The organism is Spirosoma soli (genome assembly GCF_042684525.1).
In the GTDB taxonomy this organism is placed as follows: Bacteria; Bacteroidota; Bacteroidia; order Cytophagales; family Spirosomataceae; genus Spirosoma; species Spirosoma soli.
In genome coordinates this window covers 38,829-64,832 of sequence record NZ_JBHULN010000001.1, presented here as the reverse complement: position 1 = coordinate 64,832, position 26,004 = coordinate 38,829, and the positions used below count along the sequence as shown (strand labels likewise).

Sequence of the window (26,004 nt, the reverse complement as noted above, 5' to 3'; positions counted from 1 at the left end):
AAACAGGATCTTTAGAGCAAACCAAAGTTAGGATTCTCCCTAAACGCTCCTCCGTAAGACAAAGAAACATTCGTTATTATCCATACTTATTGAAAACAGAGTACCTCCGGAGCAGGAAGATAGGGGTTAACTAAGTGCGCCTTACCAAACTGACCATACAAGAAGCTATTACTTATTCTGTTCAACAGCCTGCAAAATTGACAGCTCAACCAGCCAACCTTCTGGCAGGTCTCGCCGAACGATAGCCGACATGCATAAGCGTTATTCAGGGTAATTGAAATTAAACTTCTCAAATCCTGCCTGGTGGCGAGCGAACCATTGCCCAAACAAACGGCTTCTAATTCGTTCCTGATCATTTTCAGTACTGCATACGTAGAGGAGTACGGCCTATGGGTCAGCTTTGAAGAATATGCGTAAAGCTTGCACCACAGTTGACTCTAGGCGAGGACATAATATTGTAGGTGGTTGTTTTGGTGTCCCATAGACAAAAACCATCGTGGTGCTTGGCCGTCAGCACGATGGTTTTGAAACCATTGGCTTTGGCCAGCCTGACTCATTCGCGGGCGTTGAAGCGGGTAGGGTTGAAGTTTAAATAAAGCGAGTCGTACCGGCTTGGTCCGTAGCCCTGCCGCAACCAGCTTATTTCCTGACCGATACGGGCCACCGGACCCCAATGCACAAATAGACCCAGGCGACTATCCAGCCACCATTGAAGCCGCTGGTCCTGAGAAAGTCTTGATTGCGCAACAGATTGGCTGATTGTCAATAGGATGCCGAAGAACAAAAATCGAAGATTCATTGATGTAGTTGGTCGATCGTTAAAGACTCATATCTACTTAGACCGCGCAGGGTAACGGCATAGCCGCGCAAGCTATAAAAAACAAACACAACACCGGCACGATAAACGCCAGCTTTCGTCATTACGCCTTCGGCTATTACCTTTCCCCCTGAATAAATACGATTACCGGTTAAAACGGCTTTCATCATCAGGAGTACAGCTGACTTATAATTAGCCATAGACTTAGTCGTTTTTCGTAAGTTTGGGAGATTCAACTGCCACGTCCGGATGGTTGTACTCAACCTGTAATCTAATCGATGATTGTACCGCAACGAGTGCTCACTGCACTGATTTTTGCTTCGTTCCTGGCGGTCTTTCTGTCATCATTCCGGCGAGTCGATCCGAACGAAGGCGCGCGGTTAGCGGAGCAGTATTGTGGTTCGTGTCATGTGGCACCTAACCCCAAGAGCCTGACCAAATATACCTGGCAAGTCAATGTGTTGCCTGTAATGGCCAGCTACCTCGGGATTCGGTACATGGAGTATGACCCCTACCGCAACCTGAGCGAGGACGAAGTAGCGCTTCTGACCACTCAGAACATCTATCCCACTACACCCGTAGTAACCGATGACGTCTGGCAAAAAATCGTCGATTATTACGTTGAGAACGCCCCCACGACGAGCCGTATAGACTCCGCTCGCTTGCAACGAAACCACAAACTGAGCCTGTTTAATACCAAATACGTGTCACTCGGCAAAACAAGCGGAGCTAAAGTGACGGCCATTGCGTACGATACCACCCGGCATGAATTGTGGGTTGCCGAGCCCGAGAAACTTTACCGCTGGAACTGGACCAAGGGGTTGACTCATAATTATGACTTATCCGGTACGGTCGTTGATATTGAAGTGAATGATGGGCGTTCACTACTGACCGAAATCGGTACGCTCCTGCCGTCGGAGTTGGCAAAAGGATCGATCTATGCATTGGTCGGTGATAGCCTCAACGCCCTGCAAACGGGGAACCATCGTCCTGTATGTTCGCTGACGGCTGACCTGAACGATGATGGCGTAGAGGAGATACTTACGGCTAATTATGGCCATCGATCGGGCTCATTATCGCTTTACGTCAAACAACCAAACCAGCGCGCTTATCAGGAACAGACACTTCTAAACATACCGGGAGCGGTGAAGTGTTACGTGCGGGACATGAACAAAGATGGTCGGAAAGACATTATTGCCTTGTTTGCCCAGAACGAAGAAGCCATTTATATATTTTACCAAATCGGAGATCTAACGTTCCGCCCCGAAAAGGTCCTCCAGTTTGAGCCGGAGTACGGTACCAGCGATTTTGTAATACTCGACTACAACAAAGACGGCATCGACGATCTAGCGGTTGTGCATGGCGACAATGCCGATTATTCGTATTCCCTGAAAAGCTTTCACGGTCTACGGCTATTGCTTGGTGGTAAAAATCAGGTATATACCGAAGCCTTTTTCTATCCGCTGTACGGGGCCACGCGTGTCCAGGCCGACGACTTCGATCAGGACGGCGATATTGATTTTGCCATCTCGGCGTTTTTCCCTGAACTCACCCGGCTGGCCTCGGAAAGTTTTGTGTATCTGGAAAACACGAATCCGCCGAAATTCCGCTTTACGCCATTCACGCTCGATACGCCCGTGCCGGTTAAGTCGCTCACGCTGGAAAAAGCCGATGTCGACCAGGATGGTGACCTGGATTTACTACTCGGGCAGTTTTCATTTTCGCCTGTGGCGGTACCACCCGCCTTGCAGCAACAGTGGAATACTGTCGACTACAAACTGGTCGTATTAATCAATCGTCGTCGTCCCTGAAGATCGGGTAAAATGGCTTTCGTTCATGCTTATAGGAGTAAATCGCATCTCATTTATGCAGGAAGTAGCCTTCACGATGAAACTCAAACCGGGCGTTGAAGCTGAGTACAAACGCCGTCACGATGAAATCTGGCCGGACTTGTCCGAAGCCCTGACTGAAGCGGGCATCCGGGATTACTCTATTTACCTCGACCGATCCAGCGGTACATTGTTCGCCGTTCAGAAACGCGTAGACGACCACAGAGCTGACAACTTGCCGACCTTGCCCATTATGCAGAAGTGGTGGGCCTACATGGCTGACCTGATGGATACCAACCCCGACAACTCGCCGGTCGTACAGCCGCTGGAACTGGTCTTTCACGCCGATTAAGCAGCCTCAGTCCACTTTCTTTTGACTTCGAGTTGTCGATACAAGGCGAGGGCTGGTTGCAGGTAGTCAGGAGGGGTTTGCTCTACGAGTTCCTCGCGGAATATTTGGTTAGGGTGTTTGCCGTGATAGCCGCAACGTTGTTGCATAGCCGTGTATTCCGTTGGCGTAAGCGTTAAGCCAAGGAAATCAATCAACGGGTGCATCATGACCATGCCATCTTCATGATAGTTAACCAGCAAGCAATTTTTGTCTTGCGTGGCCACGCTCAAAAACGTTTCAAAATAGCGTTCCAGCACATTCGCCATGTAAACATCTAAATCCATACCCGTGAGTTGGGCGGACGTAAAGCCAAATAACTCGGGCGCAATTACCCCCGGAACCGCCTGCATGCCACGGTGGTTGCGCTGCGACCGAACGACAGCATCGGGTGAGCGATACAACAGAATAAACGGAGTAGTTGGGTACAGACGACGGAGGGTGCTATAAGCAAGAATATGCCAGCTGTCAGTTTTGACGAAAACGTGGGTTTCCTGGCCGGTTCGTTTCTGGCTCAGGAGTTGCAGCACTGCCTGGAAGGCTTGTTCCCGCTGGTGAACAGACACGCCTTCGGCATGGGTTGGCAGACGTAGCAGAGTATCCAATAAAGGTACTTCTGGCAAGACAATATGCCGTTCATTCAGGCTCAAGAGCTGCGACAATAACGTTGATCCGCAACGAGACACATGGAAAATGAACGCCGATGGTGCCACCGAAGGAACCGTCTGGGCCATCTCGACCAGACCATCCAGTGAGCTTGTAACCGCTATCGGATTTGAATTATAAGGATGGCTTAAACACCGTCGCTGAGTATCATCAAAAAATGGACTGTCAAACTTTTGATCCCCCAGGTATAACCACCGTAAGCTCGGCTGCGGATTATCGGGGATTAGTTTGTAAGGGATCCAGTGACGAAGGGGATGAGGTTGAGTGTCGATTGACATAGCTGGACGTTACGAACGTTTACTTTTGACGACTTCACCAAGCTCCTGTTTGAGTTGAATGATCAACGTCCGGGCCGCGTCGGAGTCTAATCGCGACAGCTCGGCAAGCATCTGGCGCTTGGTCTCGGGGCTATGGTCAAGTGCTCGGGCCTCTTCGGTAAAGTCGTAGCCCGCCTGCCGAAAAATCTCGTCGGACCAGCTGTTACGTTGGCAGTCGATGACCAGATGAACCCGCTCAAGCAGGCCGTCATTTTGTACACTGTGGGGGAGGTGAAAATTAGCGTACCAGCACTCGCCAGCGCGCATCGGTAGATCGACGCCCGCTACCCGGAAACGAACCGCTTCAACGGTCTGTATCGGAATGTGAACGCGAAACATCCCGTGTGGATAGCCCGTTCCTGGGTCCGTATGTTCATTAATGCGGCTGCCCGGCGCTAAAGAAAGTAATCGGATGGCCTCTTTTTCGCACAGAAATTGGTCGCAGATGTACCGAAAGTAGCTGCACTCAGCCAACAGAGATGTATCTGTAAACGTATTATTGGCTGAATGCGCGTAAATGTCTTCAGCCCGCCCGGTCGCCGATCGGAGCGAAATACTGGTCCAGGTACCCGAATAATCTTTTTGGTTGAAGTGCTGCTGCCAATGCAATCGTTGGCACGTAGCCAGGTCTTTGGCTAGCGCTTCTTCATCAAAAGTGAAAGGCAATCTGAAAAAATTAGTATTCATTTGATGTGTAAATTAATGCCTGAGCGTTTATGCTATTTGTTCAGCTTACGGGCTTGTCGGGAGCCGGGAAAACCACCTTATCGAGACGAGTCTCCAGTCAATTAACCAATCTCGGCTATGGGGTTGAAGTCCTCGACGGCGACCAATACCGACAGCGACTCTGGCCTGAATTGACGTTTTCGGCCCTGGACCGACAGGAGAACATCCGGCGTCTGGGGTTCATCGGCCAACGTATGACGCACCACGGTTTGGTTGTGATTCTGGCGGCCATTAACCCGTACGAGCACATCCGGGCTGAACTGAAAGCCATGATGCCAACGTCTAAAGTGGTATTTGTTGACTGCGACCTTCCGACACTAATGCAACGCGATACCAAAGGATTGTACGCCCGGGCGTTATTACCCGAAGACCATGCCGACAAAATCACAAACCTAACGGGCGTTAATGACCCCTATGAACGTCCTGCCTCTCCCGATCTGCTCATCAACACAAGCCTGGAAACCGAAGCAATCAGTGAACAAAAGCTGCTGAACGCCATCCTGAACTGGTTAAAAAGCGACTCCACAGCGTATCAGATCTGATGCGCTGTGGAGTCGTCACCGTAGGTAGCTGCAAACTAACGAACGACTACCTTAATCACCTGCTGTTGGGTTGGTGTGCTCACCCGCAGTAACAGCAGTCCACCGACTGAGCGTCCGATTTTCAGTGTGTGAAGTTCGTGGCCAGTAGCTACCGGAACAGACTTGTCGGTTATCGAATGCCCTTTGGTATCGGTCAATACCAGTTGCAGGGGTTGCCCCTGAGCACCTTTGATGTCAACCTCAACCTGCTCACCGACTACCGGATTGCCCAGTACTGTTACCTGTAAAGGCTGGCGTTCGCTATCTTTCGCGATTAGCCGGCCACCCTGAGCGCAGAACGCCCGGAAATCAAAGTTCAGCATAACGATCGTGCCGTTTTGGCGAGCCATCAAAGTAAGTACCGGCGAACTGTTGAGATCCTGACGTAAAGGCGCGTCGACTGTGTGATTAGGACTAGCCGACCAATCAGTTACCCCAACGGCTCTAAACTCGATCAGTGAACCATCACCCCCGGTTGTCTGGAACGTAATCGCCCCCGTCTGACAGTTATACAGTGGAGTCACAAGCTGGAGCGGCAGCGGACCGGTGCCGGTTGGCTCGATAACCAGCACCATCTGACCGCTTATACTTGCGTTCTGAGGGTCGGTGGCGGTAATAGTAACTGTAAAGCTACCCGCCTGGGTGGGTGTTCCGCTGATGGTTCGACTGCCAGCCGTAAAGCTCAGGCCAGCGGGCAATCCGGTCGCGGCATAGGTGAGTAGTCCATTTTCAGGATCACTGAAAGCGGCCTGCGGAATCTGGTAGCTAAACGCCTGTCCCTGCGTGCCCAGCTGGCTGGCTAATGGACCATGGAACACCGGCGGTAAGTTGTTGATCGGTACGTTCTGGCAGAAGGCCCGGAAATCAAACGCCAGGGTTACCATCACGCCGTTCTGGCGGGCCATCAAGGTTAGTACTGACGAGCTACCCAAATCTTCCCGTAAGGCTGCATCGACCGTTTGACTTGGATTGGGTGACCAGTCAGTAACGCCCACCGCCCGGTATTCAATTAGTGATCCATCCCCCCCCGTTGTGCGGAAGGTAATGGCACCCGTCTGGCAATTGTATAGCGGCTCAATCAGCACCAACGGTTGAACAGCACCCGAAGGCGCCACTATCAATTGGAAAGTGGTGTTCGCCGATAAGCCTCCCGGATCGGTAGCGGTCAGTAACAAGGGGAAGGTACCTGATTGGGTTGGTGTACCACTGATGGTGTTTCCGCCAGTGAACGTCAAACCACTCGGTAAACCCTGTACGCTTAGCGTCAATGTCTGGTTTTCTGGGTCCGTGAACGTACCGGCTGGGATAGTGAAGCTGAACCCGCTGCCCTGGGTCGCCTGCTGATTGGCAATGGGCACCATGACCTGGGGTGGTTGATTGCCATTGCTACCCGCGCAGAATGCCCGGAAATCGAAGTCCAGCATAACGACCGTGCCGTTTTGGCGGGCCATCAACTGTAGCAAACCACTGCTGTTCACATCGGCGCGGAGTGCAGCATCGACCGTTTGACTTGGATTGGGTGACCAGTCGGTAACTCCCACGGCTCGGTACTCAATTAACGAGCCGTTTCCTCCAAGCGTCTGGAACGTTATACTACCCGTGCGGCAGTTGTACAAAGGCGTTACTAATTGGAGCGGCTGATTACCAGCAGGCGTTACCGTTATTGTGAAATTGGTTGGCGTACTGCTACAAGCCCCTAGCACACAAGTCGCCGAGTAAATAAAGCTGCCCACAGTACTGGTTGGAACCACAATGGAGCCTGTGCCACTGGTACTGGCTGGCCCTGTCCAGTTGAGTGTCCCCGAGCAATTGGTAGCCGTTAATGTCAGATCGCCCGAGTTCTGGCTAACCGTGCGACTGCTCAGATCTGGGGAGGGGGGCACATCGTTGCTACCGCCGACGGTCGTGCTGGCCGAGGCCGTACAGCCGTTAGCGCCCGTCACAATGACTGAGTAAGTACCGGCACTCGTCACCGTGGCCGTGCTTCCTATGCTACCCCCAATTTGAGCGGCTCCGCTGCTAAACGCATAACTCACTCCGCCCGAAGCTGTCAAGGTTATGCTGACAGTGGTGCAGGAGAAGGGCCCATTGTTTATCAAGCCAGCCATTGGTGCCGCCGGATCGCTCAGGAGTCGGGTCGTAGCGGCTGAGCCCACACAACCATTGTTGCCAATGGCGAAGTTGCTATAACTGCCCGCTACTAAACCCGTCAACGAGAAGGCTCCACTAATGACCGTCACGACCTTGGGACTACCAGCCCCTGTATAGGTTAGCGAGTAGGGCCCGTCGGGTAGGTTGGTGGTCGTGAAGGCAATGCTACCAGTGCTGGCTCCGCACGTAGTGGGGTTAGTTGCACTGCCGACTGTTAGGGTCGGTCCTGGATCGCTCAGGAGTCGGGTCGTGGCAGCCGAACCGATGCAGCCGTTGTTGCCAATGGCGAAATTACTGTAGCTGCCCGCGGGCAGACCTGTCAGGCTAAAGGCCCCACTGCTCACGGTCACCGTTTGTGGACTACCGGCTCCCGAATAGGTTAGTGAGTACGGCCCGTCGGGTAGGTTGGTAACGGTGAAGGCGATGCCGCCGTTGCTGGCTCCGCACGTAGTGGGATCGGTTGAGCTGCCCACCGTCAGCACAGGGCCTGGATCGCTCAGGAGCCGGGTCGTAGCGGCTGAGCCCACACAACCATTGTTGCCAATGGCGAAGTTGCTGTAGCTGCCCGCCACTAAACCCGTCAGGCTAAAAGCCCCACCGATGATCGACACGACCTTAGGGCTATCGGCCCCTGTATAGGTTAGCGAGTAGGGCCCGTCGGGTAGGTTGGTGGTCGTGAAGGCAATGCTACCATTGCTGGCTCCGCACGTAGTGGGGTTAGTTGCACTGCCCACCGTCAGAGTTGGTTGTAAAGGATCACTCAAGGTTCTAGCCGTAGCGACTGATCCGATACAACCGTTGTTGCTGATGGCGAAGTTGCTGTAAGTACCTGCTGCCAGCCCCGTCAGCGAGAAGGCATTACTGCTTACGGTAATGATCTTAGGACTACCCGTCCCGGTGTAGGTCAACGAGTAAGGTCCATCAGGCAGGTTGGTGGTGGTGAAGGCGATGCTGCCCTCCGCTCCCCCGCAGGTGGTTGGGTTAACACTAGCGCCGAGCGTTAAAGTAGGAGCTGCTGGATCGCTCAGGGTTCTAGACGTAGCGACTGATCCGGTACAACCGTTGTTACTGATGGCGAAGTTGCTGTAGCTGCCTGCCGTCAGGCCTGCCAGGGTGAAGGCTCCACCACTCACAGTGACCGTCCTGGGACTGCCCGCGCCGGTGTAACTTAGCGAGTACGGACCATCGGGCAGGTTAGTGGTGAAAGCGATGCTCCCTGTAGCGCCCCCGCAAGTGGCAGGGCTAACAGGGGTCCCCAAGGTCAGCGTAGGTTGGAGATTGACCGTAACGGTTAGCTCCGCTGTGGCCGGTGTGCAGTTACCGCTGGTCACGGTCCAGCGCAGGGTGTAGGTGCCTGCACCACCCGCTGGGGTGAAGCTAGCCGAAGCCGAAGCGGTGTTACTGAACTGGGAGGAGGCTGTTGAGGGGCCGCTCACCACGCTCCACACACCTGTACCGTTGGTAGCGGTAGCTGAAAGGGTGGCGGTGGTTCCAGTACACAAACTTTGGTTCGCACCGACGCTGGCGATAGGCTGGGCCGGGTCAGACAGCGTTGTTGACGTAGGAGTTGATCCCACACAGCCGTTGCTGGTGATGGAAAAGCTACTATAGATACCCGCTGATAACCCAGTTAGTGAGAAAGCGCCACCTGTCACAGTAATCGTTTTAGGACTACCTGCACCGGTGTAGGTCAGTGAGTAAGGGCCGTTCGGCAAGTTGGTAGTAAAGCCAATGCTGCCATCGGCGGCTCCGCAGGTAGACGGATTAGCCGTATTGGCCACCGTTAGAGTCGGTTGTAAAGGACCGCTCAAGGTTCTCGACGTAGCGACTGAACCTAGACAACCGTTGTTGCTGATCGAGAAGTTGCTATAAGTACCCGCTGTCAGACCCGTCAGCGAGAAGGCATTACCGCTTACGGTAATAGTTTTGGGATTACCGGTGCCGGTGTAGCTTAGCGAGTAAGGGCCATCGGGTAGGTTGGCGGTCGTGAAGGCGATACTGCCCTCCGCTCCTCCACAGGTCGTTGGGTTGACACTGGCGCCCAGCGTTAGGGTCGGAGCGGCAGGATCGCTCAGGGTTCTGCTTGTTGCCGCCGAGCCGGTACAGCCGTTGTTGGTGATGGCGAAGTTGCTGTAGCTGCCCGCTGATAAACCCGTTAGCGAGAAAGCGTTACCGCTTACCGTAATCGTTTTAGGACTTCCTGCACCAGTATAGCTCAATGAATAAGGACCATCAGGCAGGTTTGTCGTCGTAAAGGCGATGTTACCGTTGGTTCCGCTACAACTGGTGGGGTTAGTTGCACTGCCTACCGTCAAAGTTGGAGTCGGAGGATCGCTCAGCGTTCTAGACGTAGCAGTCGAGCCGGTACAGCCGTTATTGCTGATGGCGAAGTTGCTGTAGCTGCTCGCTGATAAACCCGTTAGCGAGAAGGTTCCACTGTTCACGGTGACCGTTTTAGGGCTACCTGTGCCGGTGTAGGTCAGCGAGTACAGCCCGTCGGGTAGGTTGGTGGTGAACGCGATGCTACCACTGTTGCCTCCGCAACTGGCGGGGTTGACACCGGCGCCCAGGGTGAGGGTGGGCTGCAGGTTAACCGTCACCGTTACGTCCGCTGTTGCCGGTGTGCAGTTGCCGCTGGTCACCGTCCAGAGCAGGGTGTAGGTGCCTGCGCCACCGGCGGGGGTGAAGCTGGCCGAAGCCGAAGCGGTGTTGTTGAACTGAGCCGAAGCTGTCGAGGGGCCGCTCAACACACTCCAAACGCCCGTACCGTTGGTAGCGGTAGCGGACAAGGTGGCACTGGTTCCGGTGCACAGGGTCTGGTTGGCACTAACGCTGGCGATGGGCTGAGCAGGGTCAGACACGGTTCTGGCTGTAGCGGCTGATCCGGTGCAGCCGTTGTTGGTGATCGAGAAGTTACTGTAACTACCCGCTGACAGGCCTGTCAGCGAAAAGGCGTTACTAGCTACGGTAACGGTTTTAGAACTTGCACCGGATGGGCCGGTGTAATTAAGTGTATAATTACCATTACCTAAGTTGGCTGTTGTGAAAGCGATGCTACCATTGGCGGCTCCGCAGGTAGACGTACTCGTAGCCGCGCCTACTGTCAGGATCGGAGCGGGTGGGTCACTCAACGTTCTAGTCGTAGCAACAGATCCAGTACAACCGTTGTTAGTAACCGAAAAGTTGCTGTAGTTGCCCGCCGGAAGGCCTGTTAACGTAAATGCGTTACCGCTGACAGTAACGTTTTTAGGAGTCCCCGTTCCCGTGTAACTCAGCGAGTAAGATCCATCAGGCAAGTTGGCGGTCGTAAAAGCGATACTACCGTTTGTACCACCACAAGAGGTAGGGTTAGACCCGACTCCAACGGTTATCGTTGGTGCAGGCTTTACAGTCACACTAGCACTGGCTATTGCTCGCTGAGCCCCGCCAGAAGCGATGGCTGTAACGCTAACTGTAAATGTTGTCTGCGAACCAACATTTGGCGCATTCTGGGTGAATACATTACCAGAACCGGAAAATCCCGCGGGGCTACTGCTCCATGTATAACTAACGGGCGATGTTAGGTTCGTGGATGTAGCAGTGAAACTAACCGGAGAACCTACGCAAACGGCAGCAACAACGGTTGGGGTCACACTGGCAGTGCCCGTGGCGGCATTGAAGGGAGTCGTTTGATTACAATTGCCAAATTGAGCATTGGTTTCCGTTACCCAACCTGTCGTAGGAGGTTGTGCGGACGTTGACGCGTTTGAGAGCGCTATAAGCCCCCCTGTTGAGAGTACCCATTTAGAGGCTGAAGGCACATAATAGACGTCAACAGTTTCATTGGAATACGTTGTTGGCGAACCTGACTGTGGTGTTAGCGTGAATGCGCCTATTCCTCGATAAGCTGGCCGATTAGTGTTTTCATAAGGATCGGCGAACTTATTCAGTACGTATGTTCCTCCAAGGCAACCTCCTGTAACTGTGATAGAAGCAGGGGCGGTTTGTGCATTAACTCGAACGCTGAGCGTGATAAGTAATAATACGACCCCCCAGCGTAACTGGCCTAACCAGCTAGCCGACCAGAGAAGCTTGTCCGGTGCAGGTCTATAGGAAAAGTGATTCATGTGTAGAACGAGTAAAGGTTGAAATAGTAATGGTTTATGTGGTTAGAACTTTGATGGTAAACACCGTTGGTTACCGCGAAACCAAAGAGTGGTTTATCAAATTGATCTGTTACGCCAGGCTTCCGCAAACGAAAGCCTGGCGTAACGTGCTTTAGTTGCGTGATGGGTAAATGCCTTCCATGCAAATGATGTAGTTGAGCCCCAGGTAGGGTTGCATGTTGTTGTGGGGTTGGCTACCACCCGCTATGCCAATTGATTGGGGAGCCATACCCACTAACGTGCCTGAGGCTCGATACTCTGGATCTAAGCCCCCTGTACCGGCCAGATAAGCACCCGCTGGAGAGGCAACATCCCCTGGTTCAGTGACACCATTTAGAGGGTGATTATGAGCCGGTATTTCTGTTATAATTAGGGTATGAGTAGGTGCGCCGGCCACTTGGCCCAGGTTAACAGCAGGAAGGCCAGGGCCTTGTCCGGGCCCTACGGCTACCCGGCCGCGTAGATCCGGTAAGGCATAGGTGGTTTGTCCGTTGCCGCCATACGTCGTTCCAAGTAGAGAAAACAAGGCTGTATTTTGGGCAATGCTCATTATTTGCCCCTGGCAAAAAGCCCAACCGCGAGGGGCAAAGTTTCCGGCGAAAAGTCTTACTTCGGCAATGTATCCTTCCATGATAAATAAGGTGTTTGGGTGAATGTATGGTTGACGTATGAAATGCTATTGTGTGCTTAAAGTGATCGGCATCGAATGCCAACGGTACGTTCTACCCGCATAATTTCCCGATCTGTTAGGTTGTCGTTAGGCAGGCAGAAAAAGGCCTTTAGGGCTTTGGTGTGTTTTTGGGTAAGTCCATTCAAACTTTTCAGCGGATTGAGGCTGACGTAGAGCTGCCGAAGATTGGTTAAGTCGCGTATCGGTTCAAGTGAGATGATATTATTAACCTGAACAAACAGCTGTTCTAGTTTTTTCAGCTTCTCAATGCCCTCTAAGCTCTCAATCGCATTGTTATTCACAAAGAGCGTTTTAAGATGAGTCATGTCGGCTACCTCGCTGATTGACGAAAGCTTATGATGCATGATCATCAGGGCTTCCAGATTGCTCATACCTTTTAATCCTGAGCAATTAGTTAATTCAAAGCTCATGTTTGCGTAAGGCGCCGTGGGGCCAGCAAAGCGTAGCGTTGGGGTTTGCCACAGTGCTTCCAGGTCTTCGTAGCTTGGCTGATTACTATGCCCAAAGAAAGCAAATTGGAATGCGGCTCGCCATTGAGGTTCCAGTTCCATCCACCATTTCAAGCGTTTAGCGTGCGTATCAGCTATTGGTGGACACGGTTTAACAGAAGAAGCTGGTTCAATTGTCATGAAATTAGTAGGAAGGTTGAATTGGTTTGAAGTGACACTGCAAAAGCTTTTCTCGTAAACAAAAGCCTACTTATGCACCAAAGACATGTCGACGCGTAACGATACGAGTGGCCAACGTCGACTGGCTCTCGGCTTGAATTACTCGTCCCCGAAAATCAATCAATCTGTAACCCAGATCATTCGTATCAAGCAGCAAAATGCCCTGGCTACCCATAATGCGCAACGTGCTTACTGTGGGGGCGCTGGCCTGACCACCAACCCGAGCGAGTGCTTGCCAGGTTATAGTCAAATCTGCTGTATCCAGCCGGACTGAAGGAGAGCCGTGGCTGGCTGAACATGTGTTGGCGAGGAAAAGCGCAGGATCAATGGCCAGGTCGACATTAGTTAGCTTGCTAATTAAGGCAAGATCCTGCGGACCCCTGGCTAGCAAGGTCGCTAGTGAAGTGCGTTCAGGGCTGTAAATGTGTGTAAACGTCAGGCGTTGAGACGTTCCAAGAGCCCCTTTTTGGATTAAGATAGCTGCTTCATTAAGAGGAGGTGTTTCTTCTTGGTTAGCTGACGATGAAGAAGCGCCGAGAGTAAGGGAAATTGGCACTATGCCAAGGGCTAACCCGGCAGTGCATCGACCAACGAATAAACGACGGTTCATGAGTAGAATAGTTACATAAAAGGAAGGTGGAATTACACTTTATAATTCTTGAACTATAAATGTGGCTATGCAATGCTAGAAAAAGATATAGGCAGTAGGTTGTTAAATTTAGTAAGCGGTACAACATATATCCAAAATTTACGATAAAGACACATTTCGGTAAGTAGTATGTTAATTTACAACTAATTATATAAGTATACTTATATGTTTATAAATTAGTGATAAGTTGTTGGTTCAATGCTACTATAAAGGTCTAATGCGTGAGTGCAATGTTTGTAATTGTAATAATAAGTTTAGTTACAAGCTATTGATTTACTTAGATGTCATCTTTAAAGTATAGCAGTTATAAATCGTCAAAAAGACTAACATCATCCTACCAATTGTTTAATTGTGGTCAGGATCACTAATGCCTTAAATGAATAAATAGGTACTACAAAGTCAACCTTATCAGCAATAGTGTTTACTGACCGAAATTTTGAAATAATTGTGCTTTGCAGGTGAGTACGGGAGGGTAGTGTAACTTGTTATAAGTATAATTGTGGTTTATATAATACCATTTTAATCTGGTTCTCTTATGCCACAATTATATAGCATGGCTGGTATTTTTAGAATTCCGGCTATATTCTTCCTATTAACTACCATAGCCTACGGCCAGGTCATTACCGGCAAAGTGACGTCTTCGGAGAATAACGAAGGACTACCGGGAGTGAACGTAGTACAAAAAGGTGCCACGACTGGGGCCGTCACCGACGCCAACGGGGATTATACACTGCGGTTAGCGGGTGGGACAAACCCACCCACGTTGACCTTCTCATTTATTGGCTACATAACCCAGGAAGTACCCGTTGGTAATCAATCGACTATTTCGGTGAAATTATCGCCGGATAACCGCTCGTTGAATGAGGTCGTTGTGATTGGCTACGGTACCGCCCGTAAAGCCGACGTGACGGGAGCTGTTGCGTCGTTCGATGCGAAAAACATTGAGCAGCGGCCCATCCTGCGGGTCGATCAGGCGCTGGTGGGCCAGCTCGCCGGCGTACAAGTGCGGCAGACGAGCGGTGGCTTAGGCAAAGGCTTTAGTGTGCAGGTGCGGGGTTCTGGCTCGATTACGGCCGGTAACGAACCTCTATACGTTATCGATGGCTTTCCGCTGTCAACGGCGTCTCCCAACGGGTCAGGCAACTTTGGGTCTGGTAACCCATTGGACAACCTTAACCCTAACGATATCGAGTCGGTACAGGTACTGAAAGATGCGGCAGCGGCTGCCATTTACGGTTCCCGAGCGGCCAATGGTGTGGTGCTCATTACGACCAAACGCGGTCAGTCGGGCAAGGCGCGCATCACGCTGAATACCTACGCCGGTTTTATGGAACGGACCCGTAAGCTGGATATGCTCAGCGCCGATGAGTGGGTTGACCGGGCCACCGAGATGATCAACGCGCAGTGGGTGGCTTCAGGACCGAACCGGACGGCAACGCAAACCAACGAACAGCGCCGGGTCATTCTGGGCTTGCCGGTGGGACAGGTCAATACCAATTTTATGACCGATGATCGCTGGGCGCAGCCGGGGCATCCGGGCCTGCGGTATCACGACTGGCAGGACGAAGCCTTTCGCAAAGGTCTGGTACAAAACCACCAGCTCTCGGCTACTGGCGGTAATGAATTTGTGAAGTACTACGTGTCGGGCAATTACGTTCGGCAGCAGGGCATGGTGATTAATACCGATTACACCGCGTACTCGGCCCGCGCCAATGTGGAGGTAAACGCGGGCAAAAACCTGAAACTAGGCGTTAATTTATCCCCTACCTACTCAATCAACAACGATCCAGGGGTAGAGGGTAAGGACAACATCCTGCACCAGTTAGTGAGCTTTACGCCGGTGCAGGAAGATACGATGGGCTTGTATCCGAATGTCGGCAACAATGGCCAATACCGGTGGAGCGTATCGCCCAGCAGCCCGATTGGGCGTTTGCAATACACCATTGGTCAAACCAAACGGTTCCGGACGCTGGGTTCGTTGTACGGTGAGTATCAACTGGCCAAAGGGCTGTTCTTTAAAACAACCGTCAACCTCGATAATACCGATAACAGTGCCAAGACATACGTACCATATAGCATCGCGGGTACGTTGCCCACCCGACAGGCTCAACTCACAACGCTGACCTCGGGTACGTATAATACCTACCGCCGACGGACGTTTGTCAATGAAAATACGCTGTCTTATTCAACCGTCATTCAGGATAAACACGATCTGGCGTTGCTGGCCGGTCTGTCGTACAACAGCGACAAGTTCGAAGCGGCCAACATGAGTTCCAACGGTGGCTTCAGCAGTAACGTTATCACGACGCTCAACGCGGCTAACGCCTTAACGGGCAATACGACCGAGACGCTGAACGTACTCTTGTCGTATTTCGGGCGGGTGCAGTACAGCTACGCGAACAAATATCTACTGTCGGCCAGCTTACGTCGGGACGGCTCGTCGCGGTTTGGAGCCAACACCAAATGGGGACTTTTCCCATCGGCTTCGGTGGGCTGGCGCTTGTCGGAAGAACCCTTCCTGAAAAGCATTAACCTGATCAACGATCTGAAATTGCGGGCCAGCTGGGGTAAGTCAGGAAACTACAACATCGGCGATTATAGCAGCCTGCCCACCCTGGCCAATTACAACTACACGTTCAACGGCGTAGCGGGTATCGGTCAGGCACCCGGTGGCATTGTCAACCCAGATCTGACCTGGGAAAAATCGGAAACGTTTGATGTCGGTTTCGACGTAACCGTCCTGAACAGCCGCATCAGCGCGTCGTTCGATTATTACAACAAGCTCAACACAGCCCTGCTGCTGAACGTACCCATTCCGGGCGCAACCGGCTTCGGATCGACGTTGAGCAACGCGGGTAGCGTTCGGAACACCGGCTGGGAGGTTGAGCTGAACACCCGCAACACGACTGGCGAGGTTAAATGGAACACGTCGGTCAATTTTAGCCATAACGCTAATAAAGTGGTAGCCTTAGCCGGTGGTCAGCAGCAGATTCTGATTCCGTCATCCTTCGATATTTCGCATTCAATTCTTCGGGTGGGCGAGCCGCTGTATAGCATCTATGTGGTGAAGCAGGTGGGCATTCTTTCCCAGCAGGACATCGACAGCAAGGCGGCTCTCTATGGTTCTCAAACGGTGGGCGATCCGAAGTATTTCGACGCGAACGGCGACGGCGTGATTGATGCCAACGACCGGGTGATCGTGGGCCATCCAAACCCGAACTACATCTGGGGCATCACCAATAATATCCGTTACAAGGGTTTTGATCTGAGTGTGCTGGTGCAGGGGCAGAATGGTGGTTCCATTTACTCGTTGCTGGGTCGGGCCCTCGGCCGTACCGGACAAGGCTTCACCGACAATGCGCTCGGCTTCTTCCGAGATCGGTGGCGCTCGCCGGACAACCCCGGTGCTGGCGAGGTTGGTAAAGCGTATTCAACTTTCGGCCGGATCAAAAATACCGACTGGTTATATCCGTCTGATTACGTTCGGGTACGGAACATCACGCTGGGCTACGATTTGGGTAGCCTGATTAAAGTAAAGCAGATTCAGGGAGCGCGTGTTTACGTGACGGCCGAAAACTTCTTCGGGTTCGACAAGTACAAAGGCGGCTTCAACCCCGAAGCCAGCAACACTGATCTGAGCGGTAGTAGCACATTTCCCGAACCGGGCGATTATGGCGGGCTTCCTTTACCACGTTCCCTTGTTTTTGGCCTCAACCTGACGTTTTGATCCTTACCCTAGTCATGAAAAAAAGTAGTCTCTTTCTTTGCATAGCGTTGCCGCTGCTGTTGGTATCCTGTTCGGACGACCTGAATCAGGTGCCTATATCGGCCGCTACCACGAGCACGTTTTACTCGCAGCCGAACGATTTTATTCAGGCGGTCAATGCGGTTTACAGTGACCTACGTACGTATCCTGACCGACAATTGAATTTGTCAGAAACCCGATCCGATAACCTGTATGCCGTTTCTGATGGTGGTGTGCGCGACTGGGAGGGCATTAACAGTTTTCAGAAAACCATCGCGAGCAATCCATACGTAACAGAGGCCTGGGCGACTAATTTCAATGGCATCTACCGGGCCAACGTGTTGCTCGACCAATTAAAAACGAATGGTGCCATCATTACGACCGCCGGATTACGTACCCGGCTAGAAGCAGAGGCCCGGTTTCTGCGGGCGTTCTTCTACTTTGATCTGGTACGCTGGTTCGGTAAAGTGCCGGTGATCGATAGGCCGGTAGTGGCGAGTCAGGCGCTGACTATTCCGCGGAGTCCCCTGGCCGATGTATACACATTCATCCAGTCGGATCTGGAGTTCGCGGCTACTAATTTACCCGATACGTACGCAGCCGCTGACCGGGGACGAGCCACCAGATGGGCGGCTAAGACGGCTCTGGCGCTGGTGCACATGACGCGTTCGGGACCAACCTACGATATTGAAGGGCCGGGCCTGGGGCTGAATGAATGGGATAAGGCCCTGACGCTATTAAACGAGATCATTGCGAGCGGCAAGTTTTCGGTTTTGCCCAACTACAGCGATATTTTCTCGTACACGAATGAGAACAACGCCGAGGTTATTTTTGACGTACAATACGCAACGGGGCTGAGTCCGGTGGTGGGTAGTACGTTTGCCTGGCTGCTGGCCCCCGACACCTGGTTTCAGGCCAATGGGAAACCGGTACAGGGAGGACTTAGTATTCGCCCAGTGTCGAATGACCTGCTCAAGTCTTACGAAGCCGCCGACATTCGTAAAGCCTTTTCCATTCAAACAGGGTATACGTTTAACGGCGTAGCAGAGACGCAGTCGTTCTTCAAGAAGTACGTTGACCTGACCAAAGTCCCCGCTAACCGGGTTGACTGGCCCATCAACTTCATTGTGTACCGCTACACTGACGTGTTGATGCTGAAAGCCGAGTGTATCCTGCGGGGCAAGACGGGCGGTACCCAGGCCGACGTTGACGCCATTGTGAATCAGGTTCGGGCCCGGGCTAAGGTTCCTGCGTTCACGAACGTAACGTTCGATCAGCTGTTGCAGGAACGCCGAAAAGAATTTGCCGCCGAGGGATTGCGCTGGCACGATTTAGTCCGAAGCGGTCAAATCACGACAATTATTCCCGCCTGGATCGCGGCCGACGATGTGCAGAAACGAATGCTGCCGTTTCAGAAAGATTACATTCTGTACCCGATTCCCCAAACAGAACTGGACGTTAAACCGGGATTATATACACAGAACGCGGGGTATTAGTCCTGAATAGTAAGTGTGTGTTGAGCGTTTCTGTTGATATATCACAAAAACTCAAGGAATGGCAGAAACCCGGTCAACCGGGTTTCTGCCATTCTTGCTTCAAAAGAAACGATAATAAAGATAGAGTAACAGGAGGGTACGGGAGGGATGGTTGTCTTGTTGAAGTCAAATTTGGCATGTATTTAATGCTATTCCTGGTGTATGCGTAACCGGTTGCATTAACTCATCAGTGCTTTATTGATCTGAATATAGGTACTTACTCCCAATGGAAAACACAGAAAATCTATTCCAACGTCCGTTTCTACCAGGCGCGAAGTCATAATCTTATACCTTTTCCTAACTCTTCTATGAAAAAACAATTCCTTTACTGTCTATTGACCGGTTTGCTGGCCTTTACCGGAACGCTGCATGCCCAGCGAAAGATGGAGATGCTCGGCCGTGGTGTCGTCGCCGTACGCACCAGTCCTAGTCAGGTCTACGTGGGCTGGCGGTTGCTGGGTACCGATCCTGAGAACGTCGCGTTCAACGTGTACCGGGGCGCGACGAAGCTGAACGCAACGCCGATTACCAGTTCGACCAACTACATCGACCAGACGAGCGAAAATGGTCAGTACAGCGTAAAGCCGGTGATCAACGGCGCTGAGCAACCCGCTTCCGTACCGGCTAACGTATGGAGCCAGAATTTCCTCCGGGTGCCCATTCGACGACCGGCCGGAGGGACTGCCGGTGCCGGACTACCTGGTGCCAGCAGTTATACGTACAACGCCAACGATGCCTCCGTCGGTGATCTGGACGGCGATGGCGAGTACGAGATTGTGCTGAAATGGGATCCCTCAAATTCGCGTGACAACGCATCCGCCGGACTGTCGGGACCCACGATTATTGATGGCTACAAAATGGACGGTACGTTCCTGTGGCGGATCAATTTAGGCATCAACATCCGGTCGGGCGCCCATTATACGCAGTTCATGGTGGCCGATCTGGATGGTGATGGTAAAGCTGAAATTGCCTGTAAAACGGCCGATGGAACCGTCGACGGAAGAGGGAAAGTCATTGGCGACGCCACTAAAGATTACCGCTCATTGACCGTAGCGAATGACGCTACACCGCTGGGGCAACAGGTAGCGGCAACTTCAGATGCCAAATTTGGTAAAATCCTGGCCGGACCGGAGTACTTTACCATTTTTGACGGTAAAACGGGAGCTGAATTAGCTACGACAACGTACATCCCATCCCGTGATCCGCTGGGGGGATGGGGCGGTGTTGGCGGTAATGGTAACTCAGACGCTACGGGCAACCGGGCTGATCGTTTCCTGGCCGCCGTAGCCTATCTGGATGGGCAACTACCCAGCGTGGTGATGTGTCGCGGATACTACGGCCGCTCGGTATTGGCGGCCTGGGATTGGCGGGGTGGGCAACTGACATCGCGCTGGGTGTTTGATTCACAAAACCGGGCCAATCCATTCTCGGGCATGGGGTATCATAGCCTTTCGGTGGCTGATGTTGATAAAGACGGCAAAGATGAAATCGTGTACGGCTCCATGGTCGTAGATGATAATGGACAGGGGCTGTTCAGCACCGGACTACGGCACGGCGATGCCTTCCATGTCAGCGATTTGGACCCCAGCACCCCTGATCTGGAAGTGTGGGGCGTTCACGAAAATGAAGTGCGCATTGCGGGCGTCGATTCGGCCGGAACCGCTTTGTATAATGCCCGAACCGGTGCTATTGTCTTCAAAGGAGACCTAGGCCGGGATGTGGGTCGCGGTATGGCAGCAGATATTGACCCGCGTTATTTGGGGGCCGAAGTCTGGGGTGGCTCAAACGGATTACAAAAAATCACCAACGGCGAACGAATCAGCAATGCTCCATCCTCTACCAATTTTGGCGTCTGGTGGGACGGTGATCTGATGCGTGAACTACTCGACGGGACGGTTATTGACAAATGGAACCACCTGTCCAGCAACACCACCCGGCTATTACAGGCAACCGGCTTTGGAGGAGCTTCTAACAATGGTACCAAAGCTAATCCTTCGTTAAGCGCTGACCTGTTCGGCGACTGGCGCGAAGAAGTGATCTGGCGAAACACGAACAACCAGGAATTAATCATTTTCACGACCACTACGCCAACGGCCGACGACGTACCACGCATTTACACGCTGATGCACGATCCGCAGTATCGTATGGCCATTGCCTGGCAAAACGTGGGATATAATCAGCCTCCGCACCCGAGCTTCTACCTCGGCACTGGCATGAATGCTCCCCCGAAGCCCAACATTGCGCTGGTGACCCGGCCGCTCGAAATGCTCGATCCTACGTATGACTGTGCCACAGGTAAGCTGATCTTCCGAACCAGCGGGGGCGACGGGTCGGCGGTGGAGTACTTTGCCGTCGGCGTAACGAACTGGTCAACCAATGCTAATTATACCATTGCTCCCTGGCTACGTCAGGAGGGACAGACGCTGGAGCTAAAAGCCCGTCAGAATGGGGTAGAGGTGTCCCGCTCGTTTAAACTGTCGAGTTGTCCGGCCGGAAATACCGCGCCTTATGCCGATCTGCCGATTGCCAATCAGGTCGCCAACGAGAATCAGCCGTTCCTTTTTGAGACGCCCATCACGACGTTTGCCGATCAGGAAGACAACCGATCAACGCTGCGGTTTAGCCTGACTGGTTTGCCACAGGGCATGACCTATGCCGAATCGAGCCGGATCATCAGCGGAACGCCTACCCAGTCGGGTAGCTTTACGCTCACCTTATCGGCAACCGATCCCGCGGGGTTAGTGGGCAACACCACCTTCCTCTTAACCGTTAACCCAGCTAACGTGGGCGGTCAACTGGCCATGCTTGCACCCGTTTATGACTGCGCTATTGGTAAACTAACTTTCCGGACGAGCGGGGGCAACGGTTCAGCGGTCGAATATTTTGCGGTTGGTCTTACCAACTGGACCACCAACCCAACGCATACCGTTGACCCCTGGTTACGTCAGGAGGGACAGACGCTGGAACTGAAAGCCCGTCAGAATGGGGTAGAAGTCGGCCTGAACTTTACCCTCACGAATTGTCCGGCGGGGAACACCGGGCCCTACGTAACGGCGACGATACCGGACCAAACGGCCGGATTGAACCAATCCTACTCATTCGTACTGCCTGTGTACACCTTTGCCGACCAGGAAGACAGCCGGGCCAGTTTGACGTTTGCGGTGGGTGGTCTGCCTCAGGGCTTGGAGTTTAACCCTGCGACCCGGCTCATTTTCGGCACGCCCACGCAGACGGGTACGTTCCCGGTTGTGGTAACCGCGACTGATCCGGGTGGATTATCGGCGTCAACCACGTTCCAAATCACCGTGAACAGTGGTGGCCGTCAGGGTATCCGGACCGCCGAAGAACCCAGCGGCTTGTGGAAAGCAACGGTCTATCCCAATCCGGTTCATGATGAGGTCACCGTAGGCATCGACGGCGCGCAGGGCCAGACAGTACAGTTGCTGCTGACCGATCTGAACGGCAAATCGGTAGTGACCCGGTCGGTAGAAGTGCTTACGAACCGTCATCAGGAGCGCTTACCCATTAGCCAGCGAGCAACGGGCCTGTATCTGCTGAAAGTGAGCACAGCCAGACAAATGCAAACTCTGAAAGTGATCAAGCAGTAAGTGAATCTCGTAACGTAAGAACGGGCCTGGGGCGTTACGTCCCGGGCCCGTTTTGCTTTTTATATACCAGAACTAATAGTACCAGAATTAGCACATTTTAGGTAAAAAACTGGATTCGGGCAGAAGAGTACAGAACGGTTCAGGCATCGGGTGACCATATTTTTAGCAGATAGTTTAGGGTAACTATCACTAAAACTGCTATCTGTGATCATGAATCTACGAAATGTGAGTCTTGTGCTGTTAAGCTCACTGATGGCCCACGGACCCGTGACCAGCCTTGCTCAGGGAGTCGCTGTTGCGAAAGCCTCCTTACCCCCCGGCGCAAATGGTCTGTCGACGGCTAAGTCGGCCAAAGCTCCGTCGGTATTTGCTGTGTCGGGTGTTGTTACGGCCGATAATGGCGAAAAACTTCCCGGTGTCAGTGTGCTGTTAAAAGGCACCTCAACGGGCACGGTGACCGATGTTGAAGGGAAGTTTCGACTGAACCTGCCCGACGGCACCGGAACGCTAACTTTCTCGTACATTGGTTACGCGTCTCAGGAAATAGCCGTTGGGAATCGCTCAACTATTGACGTGCAGTTGGTGGCCGACACCAAATCGCTGGACGAGGTGGTGGTCGTGGGCTACGGAGCCGTTAAGAAAAGCGACGTAACGGGCTCACTGGTATCGGTTGATGCTAAACAGATTCAGGCGGTGCCGGTGCAGAACCTGTCGCAGGCGCTACAAGGTCGGGCCGCTGGTGTCGACGTAGCCGCTACGGATTTCCGGCCGGGTGGTACGCCTGCTATCCGGATACGGGGCAACCGCTCGCTGCGGGCGTCCAATGATCCGCTTTACGTGGTAGATGGCATTCCGCTGGCACCGGGAACGGGTATTTCAGACTTTAACCCGCTCGATATTCAATCCGTCGAAATCCTGAAAGATGCCTCCGCTACGGCTATCTACGGATCGCGCGGGGCTAACGGCGTGATTCTGGTAACGACCAAGAAGGGTAGAGCGGGTACGGTGAACATCAACTACGACGGCTGGATTGGGTTCGACAACCCACTCGTTAAGCTAGACAACTTCAATGCCGCTGAACTGGCCGAAGTTCGGCGGGAAGCCTACCGGACGGTGAACACGGCCACCTCGCCTTCATACACCACCTTATATCCTAATCCGGTCGATGATGCCAAGCTATTCGGCGCTGACCCCTACGCCCTCGAATCCGTTTACAAAGGCTACGAATGGGAGAATTACGCCAACCGCGTTCCCCGCTACCGGCCAACAACGGCGGAAGAAAAACAACGGTATGGGGTTGACCAGATTCCGATTTATAACCCGGCCAACGTCAGAAATTTTGACTGGGCCGATGCGGCCCTGCGTACCGGCGTTAATCAAAGCCACCAGTTGAGTGTAAGCGGAGGCAGCGAAAAGCTCCGGGCGTTGTTTTCGGGCGGTTACCTGACCCAACAGGGTGTTCAGCTCAGCCAGGACTACAAGCGCTACAATGCCCGGCTGAACCTGGATTATAAATTTAACGACCGGATCAGCGTAGGTGGATCGACCAACGTGAGTTATTCGGTTCAGAACATAGGCGTTAATACGTACAACCAGGCGCTGGGGCAGTTGCCCTTTGCCGTTCCGTACGACACGACGGGTAATTACATCTTTCTGCCGGGTGGCGACATCAACATTGTGAATCCCATCCGCGACCCGCAACTGGTGACGAACGAACGGCGGTCGACCCGATTCTTTGGTAGCTATTACGGTGAGGTTCGATTGTTCGACGGGCTGCGGTACCGTATCAATTTCGGCCCAGACCTCCGCTATTACCGCAATGGCGAGTTTCAGGCGGCTCTGTCGTCGTTCCGGCAGGGAGGAACGTCGTATGCCCGCTACCAGCAGGAACAGCGATTTTCGTACACGCTCGAAAACCTGCTCTACTACGACAAATCATTCGACGAGGGGAAACACACGCTTGGTTTAACGTTCCTGCAAAGCATCTCGGACAACCGCTATGAAGGATCAGACATTCGCGTGTCGAACCTGCCTTACGACAGTCAGAAGTTTTACAACGTGGGGTCGACCTATAACCCGAATCCGGACGCTTACAGTAGTGGCTTCTCGAACTACAAGCTGGCGTCGTGGATGGGACGTATCAATTACACGCTGCTGAACAAATACCTGTTTACCGCCACCGCCCGCTACGATGGCTCGTCGGTGCTGGCGGCTGGTAACAAATGGGAGCTATTCCCCTCGTTTGCGTTTGCCTGGAAATTACAGGAAGAGCCGTTCGTACGGAGTGTGCCCGCCATTAGCGAGCTGAAGCTTAGACTCGGCTATGGCTCAACGGGCAACTCAGCTGTTGATCCGTACCAGACGGGGGGCTTTCTGACGCGAACGGCGTATGTGTGGGACGAAACGGCTGCCTACGGCTACGCACCCGCTACCAATGGATTGCCCAATCCGGACCTGAAATGGGAACGGACCAATAACGTTAACGTGGGTGTTGATTTTGGCTTTTTCAACAATCGGCTGACCGGTACGGTCGATCTTTACCGGGCCGATACCAGAGACCTGCTGCTGGACCGTCAGCTACCCACGGCGTCGGGCTTCTCGTCGATCCTGACGAACATCGGAGCGACGCGTAATCAGGGTATTGAAATTGGTTTGTCGAGCGTGAACATGCGCACGGCTACTGGTTTTGAATGGCGGACAGATGTCATGTTTACGAAAAACAAAGAGCAAATTGTCGAATTGTCGAGTGGCAAGAATGACCTCGTGGGGAACCGCTGGTTCATTGGTCAGCCCATTACGGTATTTTATGATTACAAGTTCGACGGTATTTTCCAGAACACACCCGCCGACCAGGAGCTGATTGCTGCCTACAAGAAAAAAGCGCCCAATGCCAACTTCGCGCCCGGTACAGTGAAGGTGCGCGACATGAACGGCGACTCGCTCATTAACGCCAACGATTACACCATCCTGGGGTCGACCGTACCGAAATGGTCGGGTAGTATTACCAATACGTTTGCTTACAAAGGGTTTGAGTTGTCGGTATTCGTATACGCCCGCGTTGGTCAAACGCTCAATAGTCTGGCGTATCGGCCGGGCTTGTCGGGGCGTTACCCCTTCCTGGACGTAAACTACTGGACACCCACGAACCCAAGCAATGAGTTTCCTCGTCCGAACAAGAACTTCGACATCAATGAATACGGCACGTCGTTGCAGTATCAGGATGGTTCGTTCGTGAAGATCCGCAGCATTTCGCTGACGTATACCTTCCCGAAGACGTTCACGTCCAGGTTTAAAGGTAACAACCTGAGCGTGTACGTGAATGCTGTTAACCCATTCTTGTTCACGAAGTTCAGAGGATTAGACCCCGAGTTTACATCGGGATATGCCGCTTCTCAAAACGACCTGGCTGTTTCCAACAATCTAAGTACCCGAAGCCTGGTAATGGGATTGCGGTTTGGTTTCTAAAAAGACATTCAGCACAATATATC

General features: G+C 52.7%; 14 protein-coding genes and 1 pseudogene. 7 read left to right on the top strand and 8 right to left on the bottom strand.

What is annotated here, in order from left to right; genetic code table 11:
- Positions 1-394 precede the first annotated feature (394 nt).
- Positions 395-799, bottom strand: a pseudogene (locus tag ACFSUS_RS00245) (alpha-L-fucosidase).
- Positions 796-1,017, bottom strand: coding sequence for a hypothetical protein (locus ACFSUS_RS00240; RefSeq protein WP_381517419.1), 222 nt, complete (start codon positions 1,015-1,017; stop codon positions 796-798). The pseudogene ACFSUS_RS00245 and the gene ACFSUS_RS00240 overlap by 4 nt, the downstream one beginning before the upstream one ends.
- Positions 1,018-1,095: 78 nt before the next feature.
- Here ACFSUS_RS00240 and ACFSUS_RS00235 point away from each other — a divergent pair, with 78 nt between their 5' ends.
- Both ACFSUS_RS00235 and rhaM read left to right on the top strand, forming a co-directional pair.
- The gene (locus ACFSUS_RS00235) at positions 1,096-2,628 is read left to right on the top strand and encodes an FG-GAP repeat domain-containing protein (RefSeq protein WP_381517416.1); all 1,533 of its coding nucleotides are present in this window, start codon (positions 1,096-1,098) and stop codon (positions 2,626-2,628) included.
- 55 nt (positions 2,629-2,683) lie between these two features.
- Entirely contained in the window at positions 2,684-2,998 is a 315-nt protein-coding gene (rhaM, locus tag ACFSUS_RS00230; protein WP_381519133.1) for an L-rhamnose mutarotase, read from the top strand.
- Here the strand turns inward: rhaM and ACFSUS_RS00225 are convergent.
- Together ACFSUS_RS00225 and ACFSUS_RS00220 are read right to left on the bottom strand one after the other, a co-directional pair.
- Entirely contained in the window at positions 2,995-3,978 is a 984-nt protein-coding gene (locus ACFSUS_RS00225) for a sulfotransferase (protein WP_381517414.1), read from the bottom strand. The genes rhaM and ACFSUS_RS00225 overlap by 4 nt on opposite strands.
- A 9-nt stretch (positions 3,979-3,987) precedes the next feature.
- Entirely contained in the window at positions 3,988-4,704 is a 717-nt protein-coding gene (locus ACFSUS_RS00220; RefSeq protein WP_381517411.1) for an aspartyl/asparaginyl beta-hydroxylase domain-containing protein, read from the bottom strand.
- A gap of 29 nt (positions 4,705-4,733) precedes the next feature.
- On the opposite strand from ACFSUS_RS00220, the gene cysC reads away from it, so the two are divergent.
- On the top strand, positions 4,734-5,285 hold the full coding sequence (gene cysC, locus ACFSUS_RS00215) for an adenylyl-sulfate kinase (RefSeq protein ID WP_381517408.1): 552 nt from the start codon (positions 4,734-4,736) through the stop codon (positions 5,283-5,285).
- Between the two features lie 35 nt (positions 5,286-5,320).
- Here cysC and ACFSUS_RS00210 read toward each other — a convergent pair whose 3' ends face one another.
- From ACFSUS_RS00210 to ACFSUS_RS00195, 4 genes are all read right to left on the bottom strand, one after another.
- A complete protein-coding gene (locus tag ACFSUS_RS00210) occupies positions 5,321-11,581 on the bottom strand; it encodes a putative Ig domain-containing protein (RefSeq protein WP_381517406.1) in 6,261 nt (2,086 codons plus the stop codon).
- Between the two features lie 151 nt (positions 11,582-11,732).
- Positions 11,733-12,251 (bottom strand): phage tail protein, encoded by a 519-nt coding sequence (locus ACFSUS_RS00205; RefSeq protein WP_381517403.1) that lies wholly within the window; start codon positions 12,249-12,251, stop codon positions 11,733-11,735.
- A 56-nt stretch (positions 12,252-12,307) separates the two neighbouring features.
- Entirely contained in the window at positions 12,308-12,940 is a 633-nt protein-coding gene (locus tag ACFSUS_RS00200; RefSeq protein ID WP_381517401.1) for a leucine-rich repeat domain-containing protein, read from the bottom strand.
- A 70-nt stretch (positions 12,941-13,010) separates the two neighbouring features.
- The gene (locus ACFSUS_RS00195) at positions 13,011-13,589 is read right to left on the bottom strand and encodes a hypothetical protein (RefSeq protein WP_381517398.1); all 579 of its coding nucleotides are present in this window, start codon (positions 13,587-13,589) and stop codon (positions 13,011-13,013) included.
- Positions 13,590-14,163: 574 nt separating this feature from the next.
- On the opposite strand from ACFSUS_RS00195, the gene ACFSUS_RS00190 reads away from it, so the two are divergent.
- The 4 genes from ACFSUS_RS00190 (at position 14,164) to ACFSUS_RS00175 (ending at position 25,981) form a co-directional block, all read left to right on the top strand.
- Positions 14,164-17,355 (top strand): SusC/RagA family TonB-linked outer membrane protein, encoded by a 3,192-nt coding sequence (locus ACFSUS_RS00190; protein ID WP_381517394.1) that lies wholly within the window; start codon positions 14,164-14,166, stop codon positions 17,353-17,355.
- Between the two features lie 14 nt (positions 17,356-17,369).
- Positions 17,370-18,869, top strand: coding sequence for a RagB/SusD family nutrient uptake outer membrane protein (locus ACFSUS_RS00185; RefSeq protein WP_381517391.1), 1,500 nt, complete (start codon positions 17,370-17,372; stop codon positions 18,867-18,869).
- Positions 18,870-19,216: 347 nt separating this feature from the next.
- A complete protein-coding gene (locus ACFSUS_RS00180; protein ID WP_381517388.1) occupies positions 19,217-22,516 on the top strand; it encodes a rhamnogalacturonan lyase family protein in 3,300 nt (1,099 codons plus the stop codon).
- Positions 22,517-22,726: 210 nt separating this feature from the next.
- Positions 22,727-25,981 (top strand): SusC/RagA family TonB-linked outer membrane protein, encoded by a 3,255-nt coding sequence (locus tag ACFSUS_RS00175; protein WP_381517387.1) that lies wholly within the window; start codon positions 22,727-22,729, stop codon positions 25,979-25,981.
- Positions 25,982-26,004: the final 23 nt, after the last annotated feature.

Excerpts from the sequence above, each read along its gene's own strand:
- ACFSUS_RS00210 (WP_381517406.1), bottom strand. The coding sequence starts at position 11,581 with ATGAATCACTTTTCCTATAGACCTGCACCGGACAAGCTTCTCTGGTCG.
- ACFSUS_RS00225 (WP_381517414.1), bottom strand. The coding sequence starts at position 3,978 with ATGTCAATCGACACTCAACCTCATCCCCTTCGTCACTGGATCCCTTAC.
- ACFSUS_RS00205 (WP_381517403.1), bottom strand. The coding sequence starts at position 12,251 with ATGGAAGGATACATTGCCGAAGTAAGACTTTTCGCCGGAAACTTTGCC.
- ACFSUS_RS00175 (WP_381517387.1), top strand. The coding sequence starts at position 22,727 with ATGAATCTACGAAATGTGAGTCTTGTGCTGTTAAGCTCACTGATGGCC.
- cysC (WP_381517408.1), top strand. The coding sequence starts at position 4,734 with ATGCTATTTGTTCAGCTTACGGGCTTGTCGGGAGCCGGGAAAACCACC.
- ACFSUS_RS00190 (WP_381517394.1), top strand. The coding sequence starts at position 14,164 with ATGCCACAATTATATAGCATGGCTGGTATTTTTAGAATTCCGGCTATA.
- ACFSUS_RS00235 (WP_381517416.1), top strand. The coding sequence starts at position 1,096 with ATGATTGTACCGCAACGAGTGCTCACTGCACTGATTTTTGCTTCGTTC.
- ACFSUS_RS00180 (WP_381517388.1), top strand. The coding sequence starts at position 19,217 with ATGAAAAAACAATTCCTTTACTGTCTATTGACCGGTTTGCTGGCCTTT.
- ACFSUS_RS00200 (WP_381517401.1), bottom strand. The coding sequence starts at position 12,940 with ATGACAATTGAACCAGCTTCTTCTGTTAAACCGTGTCCACCAATAGCT.
- rhaM (WP_381519133.1), top strand. The coding sequence starts at position 2,684 with ATGCAGGAAGTAGCCTTCACGATGAAACTCAAACCGGGCGTTGAAGCT.
- ACFSUS_RS00195 (WP_381517398.1), bottom strand. The coding sequence starts at position 13,589 with ATGAACCGTCGTTTATTCGTTGGTCGATGCACTGCCGGGTTAGCCCTT.
- ACFSUS_RS00240 (WP_381517419.1), bottom strand. The coding sequence starts at position 1,017 with ATGGCTAATTATAAGTCAGCTGTACTCCTGATGATGAAAGCCGTTTTA.
- ACFSUS_RS00185 (WP_381517391.1), top strand. The coding sequence starts at position 17,370 with ATGAAAAAAAGTAGTCTCTTTCTTTGCATAGCGTTGCCGCTGCTGTTG.
- ACFSUS_RS00220 (WP_381517411.1), bottom strand. The coding sequence starts at position 4,704 with ATGAATACTAATTTTTTCAGATTGCCTTTCACTTTTGATGAAGAAGCG.